At 61.8% G+C, this 5,016-nt stretch carries 9 protein-coding genes; all 9 read right to left on the bottom strand.

Annotation, left to right across the window (positions count from 1 at the left end; genetic code table 11):
• Nucleotides 1-246: MBL fold metallo-hydrolase (locus ABYO54_RS13825; protein ID WP_372808834.1), on the bottom strand; the 246-nt coding region annotated here is incomplete at its 3' end.
• Entirely contained in the window at nucleotides 243-650 is a 408-nt protein-coding gene (locus ABYO54_RS13830; RefSeq protein ID WP_372808835.1) for an iron-sulfur cluster assembly scaffold protein, read from the bottom strand. The genes ABYO54_RS13830 and ABYO54_RS13825, both read right to left, overlap by 4 nt.
• Entirely contained in the window at nucleotides 635-1,489 is an 855-nt protein-coding gene (locus tag ABYO54_RS13835; protein WP_372808836.1) for an ATP-binding protein, read from the bottom strand. The genes ABYO54_RS13830 and ABYO54_RS13835 overlap by 16 nt, the downstream gene beginning before the upstream one ends.
• 39 nt (nucleotides 1,490-1,528) lie before the next feature.
• Nucleotides 1,529-2,398: an ATP-binding protein gene (locus ABYO54_RS13840; protein ID WP_372808837.1), complete on the bottom strand. Its 870-nt coding sequence runs from the start codon at nucleotides 2,396-2,398 to the stop codon at nucleotides 1,529-1,531.
• Nucleotides 2,395-3,309, bottom strand: coding sequence for a DUF89 domain-containing protein (locus ABYO54_RS13845; protein ID WP_372808838.1), 915 nt, complete (start codon nucleotides 3,307-3,309; stop codon nucleotides 2,395-2,397). The genes ABYO54_RS13840 and ABYO54_RS13845 overlap by 4 nt, the downstream gene beginning before the upstream one ends.
• A 190-nt stretch (nucleotides 3,310-3,499) precedes the next feature.
• Nucleotides 3,500-3,862, bottom strand: a complete 363-nt coding sequence (locus tag ABYO54_RS13850) for a NifB/NifX family molybdenum-iron cluster-binding protein (RefSeq protein ID WP_372808839.1) — start codon at nucleotides 3,860-3,862, stop codon at nucleotides 3,500-3,502.
• 30 nt (nucleotides 3,863-3,892) lie between these two features.
• A complete protein-coding gene (locus ABYO54_RS13855) occupies nucleotides 3,893-4,183 on the bottom strand; it encodes a DUF5320 domain-containing protein (protein ID WP_372808840.1) in 291 nt (96 codons plus the stop codon).
• A 24-nt stretch (nucleotides 4,184-4,207) separates the two neighbouring features.
• Nucleotides 4,208-4,561 carry a NifB/NifX family molybdenum-iron cluster-binding protein gene (locus ABYO54_RS13860; protein ID WP_372808841.1) on the bottom strand — a complete coding sequence of 118 codons (354 nt, stop codon included), beginning with the start codon at nucleotides 4,559-4,561 and terminating at the stop codon, nucleotides 4,208-4,210.
• A 180-nt stretch (nucleotides 4,562-4,741) separates the two neighbouring features.
• A partial coding sequence (locus ABYO54_RS13865) for a helix-turn-helix domain-containing protein (protein ID WP_372808842.1) occupies nucleotides 4,742-5,016 on the bottom strand: 275 nt, incomplete at its 5' end.

Here is a 5,016-nt window from a genome sequence, read left to right on the forward strand (position 1 = left end):
CGGGCTCTCCTGCATCACGAAATCGACGGCCCCGGTATGGTCGTAGTGGCCGTGGCTGAGGACGAATAGATCGGCGTGGCTGAGGTCGATGCCCAGCCGCGCGGCGTTCTGTTCGAGCGCATCCCCTTGGCCGGCATCGAACAGGATGTTCGTGCCGCCCGCCTCGATCCACATTGAAAGGCCGTGCTCGGCAACGAGCGCCTCGGCCGCTTGGTTATCCACGATGATTTTCAGGTGTACGTTCATTTGCCGATTATTCCTTTCAGCCATTGCGAGAGCGTTGGCTTGGTGGTGGGGTTCAGAAAGTCGTCGACCGCCGAATGGATGGTCTCGGCGGCCAGCAGGGCGCAGTGCCGGTGGTCCGCCGGAACCTCGCCGGCCGCCTCCAGCACCTGCGCCTGCGTCATCCGTTTGGCCTGTTCGATGGTCATTCCTTCGGCCAAGGCCGCCGCTTTGGCGCAGCAAAGCCTCGACCAACCGCAGCCGTCGGCCATGAACGAGCCCCGGCGGATTTTGCCGCCGTCGATGCGCAGCCAGATCTCGGCCGTATCGCCGCATTCGCCGTGCACCTTGGCATAGGCGTTGGCATCGCGCATCGGGCCGAAGCGTTTTGCGCGCTCTTCGATGGCGGTCATTACATGGTCGAGCATACCGTGCTCCAGGTCATGCGAACGGCCGTGGCGGCATGGCCGTCGGAATCTTCCACCAGCGCGCGGGCGTTGATCTGCGCGGCGGTCACCGCCGCGTCGTATGGAATCCGCCCGACGGGTTTCGCGCCCAACGAGAGCGCCAGGGTTTCGATCCGCTCGGTCATCGTTGGGTTGATGTCCCACTTGTTGATGCAAACCATGGCGGGAATCTTGAAGTGGTTGGTCAGCTGCAGCACGCGCTTCAAATCGTGTTCGCCGGAGAGCGTCGGCTCGGAAACGACCAACACGGCATCGGCGCCCGTGACCGAGGCAATCACGGGACAACCGATGCCGGGAGGGCCGTCTACCAGAAGAAATCCGCTGTTTTGCTTCAGGGCGATTTTGCGCGCCTCCTGCCGGACGAGGCTGACGAGCTTGCCGGAGTTCTCGGCCCCGGGATGCATGCGGGCGTGTACCATTTCGCCGTGGCGCGTCGCCGAAACATACCATTCGCCGCAATCCTGTTCCGGAAAGTCGATCGCCTTGACCGGGCAGAATTCGACGCACGCGCCGCAACCCTCGCACGAAAGGGGATCGACCTGGAAATCATGGATCGCATCGAAGCGGCAGATCGTTTCGCAGAGGCCGCATTGGGTGCAGTCGGCTTCGCGGATCTCGGCGGCCCGGCCGCTGGTGAAGGTTTCGCGCCGCCGGATGGTGGGTTCCAGCACGAGGTGGAGGTCGGCGGCGTCGACATCGCAGTCGGCCAGTACGGCACATTCGGCCAGCGCCGCGAACGAGGCCGTGATGCTGGTCTTTCCCGTTCCGCCCTTTCCGCTGATGATGATAAGTTCTTTCATGGTATTCCTTTTAAGCGGGAGTCCGCAAAGGCGGCTAAGTTATAGACAAGCCGCCGCTTCGCGTTCTTTGCGTCCCTCTGTTAAATCCTTCATTTGTTGCGGGATTGAAGCGAGCGCTGTTTTTAGTTCGGGCATGGCCGTGGTCAGCGCCTGCCCGCGGGAGTAGGCCTCGGCCACGCGGCGGTCTTCGGGAATCTGCAGCAGCAGGGGAATGTTTTCGGCTGCGCAATAGTCGCTGATGCGGTTTTGTTCCCCGTTTGCGCGGTTGACCACCACGGTGAAGGGAAGCCCGAGTTCGCGGATCGTTTCGATCGCCAGCACGAGGTCGTGCAACCCGAAGGGCGTGGGCTCGGTGACGAGCAACACGGCATCGCATCCCTTGACCGCCGTAACGAACGGGCACGAGGTGCCGGGCGGACAGTCGACCAGCGTCAGCTCCGTTTCGACCGCATGCTTCAGGGTGGCGCGGATGACGGGCGGCGACATGGCCACCCCGACATCCATCCGCCCCGACACGAACCGTACGCCGGCTTTCCGGCCGATTTCGAGCGAGCCGATCGGTTTGCGGACCTCCTCGATGGCGTGGGTGGGGCAGATGCGCGCGCAGGCCCCGCAGCTGTGGCAGAGCTCATTGAACACCATGGTTTTCTTGCCGAGCGAGATGATGGCGCTGAATTGGCAAACGCGTCCGCATTCGCCGCAGCCCGTGCATTTTGTTTCGTCCACTTTGGGAACCAGGCTGAACACCGCTTCCGTTCGTTCGATTTCCGGTTGGATGAAGAAGTGGCTGTTGGGCTCCTCGACATCGCAGTCGAGCAGGCAGACGGGTTCCGTCTGCGCGAGGGCGATCGCGCAGGAGAGGGTGGTCTTGCCCGTTCCGCCTTTGCCGGAGGCTATTGCTAGTTTCATGATACGATTCCTTTGGGACGTTTCGACTTGGGACTTTCCGATCTTGGACGTTCGACGCGATGTTCTTTTACGATCCAGCTGCCGACGGGTTCGCCGATGTCTCGGGCAATGACCGGGCATTTGACCCGGGTCAGGAAAAAAAGGGGGCGGGTGCAGGTGCTTAGGGTTTCATAGTTGGCCTGTCCTTTGGCAACGACCAGATCCGCCTCGTCGAAGCGCCGGCGGAAGGCGTCGGTGCAATCGTCGAGAATCGTGCCGGGGGCATCGGAGCCGTTTTCGACCAGCTCGGCCACGTGGTCGAGTCCGGCGGCCAAGGCGTCTTCGAGCGTGGCATCGTTGATGATCGGGCCGCCTTTGACGGCATAGCAAACGTCCGCGCCGCCGAGTTGCTCGATCAGCAACTGGTCGAAAACGGCTTCTCCGGCATTATCGCCCAAAAACAAGATCGTACGCGCCTGTTTGACCGCCGAGCGGAGTTTCTCGACGTCGCCGTCGTCGAGCGGCTGGAGGCGGGTGGTTTCGATAAACGAGCCGAGCTCGAGCCGGTCCCAATTGGCCATCAGCGCGAAATCCATGATGTTCCCGGCAATCGAAAAGCGCAACGCCATCTTGAACGGGTCGATGGCGGCGGCGATGAGCTCGCGCGCTTCCTTGGCCAACTCAAGCGCGATGCGGGTGGACTCGGCCTTGATTGCGGCATAGGGATCGGGATGGCCCGTTTCCTCGCGAATGATGCGGTGGGTCGTCTGCGCCATGGCGGGCGGCGAGCAGCTCAACGGGAATTCGGCCGCCTCGCGCATCACGCGCTGGAGCGTGCGGTGGACGAGCGTTTCGTCGTCCTGCGTGACCTGCCGCAACGCGTCGTACGCTTGCCGGACAAAACAGGGAATGCATTCGGTGTAGCTTTGCATGATCGTTTCGGGGGGTAGGTTTTAGGGATTAGGTTTTAGGGATTAGGTTTTAGGGATTAGGTTTTAGGGATTAGGTTTTAGGAATTAGGTAATAGGGATTAGGTGTTAGGTTTTAGGGGTTAGGTCCAGGGGGGTGGTTCTTTAAACCTAATACCTAAAACTTAACACTTAGCACGTGCAACTCCGTTGCCTACATCCAATGCCCTTCCACGTTGGCTTCGTTGGCGGGTTTGAGGTCTCCGCGTTTGAGCATTTCAATGGCTTCGCCAACGGTGGCGTCGGCGCAGGTGTAGACCTTGATGCCGGCGGCGTCGAGCGTGGCATAGGCCTTGGGGCCGCAGTTGCCCGTAATGACGCAGTCGACCTGCGCCTTGGCCAGGGTGGTGGCGGACTGGATGCCCGCGCCCTGGGCGGCGTTTAGGTTCTGGGTGTTTTCCTGGATCGAAAAAGCGCCCGTCTTCGAGTGGTAGATCAAAAACTGCGGGGCGCGTCCGAAGCGGGTGTCGATGGCGGCATCCAGATCGTTTCCGGCGGTGGTAATGGCGATTTTCATGGTGTAATCCTCTGTGGGCGGTGTGGTTGGTTAATCGTTCTGTTTGCCGCCGAGATCGGCGAGTTGTTTTTCGAGCGAGGCGAGTTTGGCGTGGAGTTCGTCGATTTTGCCTTGCAGGACCAGGGCATCGGCCGAGGTCACGGCGTGTTGCGCATGGCTACGGAAAAATCCGTGCGGTTTGCCGTTGGCGCAAGCGCCGCGTTGCATTCCGCCGCCTCCGGCCACTTGCCAACCCGGCGCGTTGTTGCCGGAGCAGTATCCCGCGCCTCTTCCTGTCATTGGTCCGGCACCCGTCGGCCCCGTTCCGTTTCCTTTTGGCATTTGCTGCCTCCTTTTGTTCTCGGTTTAGCTGCACGAGCCATTGCGTCTACGGCAGCGGCGGCAACCGGGCATGGAGTAGCAGGCGTTGTCGAGCGTCCCGCTTTTCCATGCCTCCCAAACTTCGCCGACCTCGCCGGACACGAACGGATTGACCCGGATCCCGAGCTCTTCCGCATATTCCCGTACCCGGCGCGATATCGCACCGCAAATCAACACATCGACTTGCCGTTCCTTCAGAAAGGAAAGCTTGCTTTGGGGGCAGTCCATCGGCAGGGAATACGACTCTTCGAGCCCGTCCGGTCCGTAGATCAACACCGTCCCGGAAACGTCGAATACCGGGGCGATGCGCCCTTGCCATTCTGTAATCGCGGCTTTCATCGACACCCCTTACAGCAGAAAGGGTGCCACGGCGGATTTCCCCGGGGGCGCGTTGCGCAACCGCTTGCCGGAACGGGGGAACCGGGATTTCGCCGCCTTTGCGGCAGCCGGCGGGGGAGTAGCGGAGGTGCTACCCCATGCGGCGGTGGGGTTGCAATCCTGCAACCTTTCGCCGTTGCGTTAGGGAAGCCGTAGGCCGAGGGCCTTGATCTTGCGGAAAAGAGTCGTTTTGTGGATGCCGAGCTCGCGGGCGGCCGCGAGCCGGTTGAAGTGGTTGTTGTCCAGCGCCTTCATGATCGACTGCGCTTCGGCGGAGCGGCGGGCGAGACCGATGTCGGCGGCGGGGTTGGCCGGGGCGCGGGCGGGGCCCTGCAATTCCTGCGGCAGGTGGCGGATCTCGATCTGCGGGCCGTTGCACAGAACGAAGGCGCGCTCGATGACGTTCTCGAGCTCGC

The sequence above is a fragment of the Pontiella sp. genome, from assembly GCF_041622395.1.
Classification (GTDB): Bacteria; Verrucomicrobiota; Kiritimatiellia; order Kiritimatiellales; family Pontiellaceae; genus Pontiella.

Excerpts from the sequence above, each read along its gene's own strand:
- ABYO54_RS13860 (WP_372808841.1), bottom strand. The coding sequence starts at position 4,561 with ATGAAAGCCGCGATTACAGAATGGCAAGGGCGCATCGCCCCGGTATTC.
- ABYO54_RS13850 (WP_372808839.1), bottom strand. The coding sequence starts at position 3,862 with ATGAAAATCGCCATTACCACCGCCGGAAACGATCTGGATGCCGCCATC.
- ABYO54_RS13855 (WP_372808840.1), bottom strand. The coding sequence starts at position 4,183 with ATGCCAAAAGGAAACGGAACGGGGCCGACGGGTGCCGGACCAATGACA.
- ABYO54_RS13840 (WP_372808837.1), bottom strand. The coding sequence starts at position 2,398 with ATGAAACTAGCAATAGCCTCCGGCAAAGGCGGAACGGGCAAGACCACC.
- ABYO54_RS13830 (WP_372808835.1), bottom strand. The coding sequence starts at position 650 with ATGCTCGACCATGTAATGACCGCCATCGAAGAGCGCGCAAAACGCTTC.
- ABYO54_RS13835 (WP_372808836.1), bottom strand. The coding sequence starts at position 1,489 with ATGAAAGAACTTATCATCATCAGCGGAAAGGGCGGAACGGGAAAGACC.
- ABYO54_RS13845 (WP_372808838.1), bottom strand. The coding sequence starts at position 3,309 with ATGCAAAGCTACACCGAATGCATTCCCTGTTTTGTCCGGCAAGCGTAC.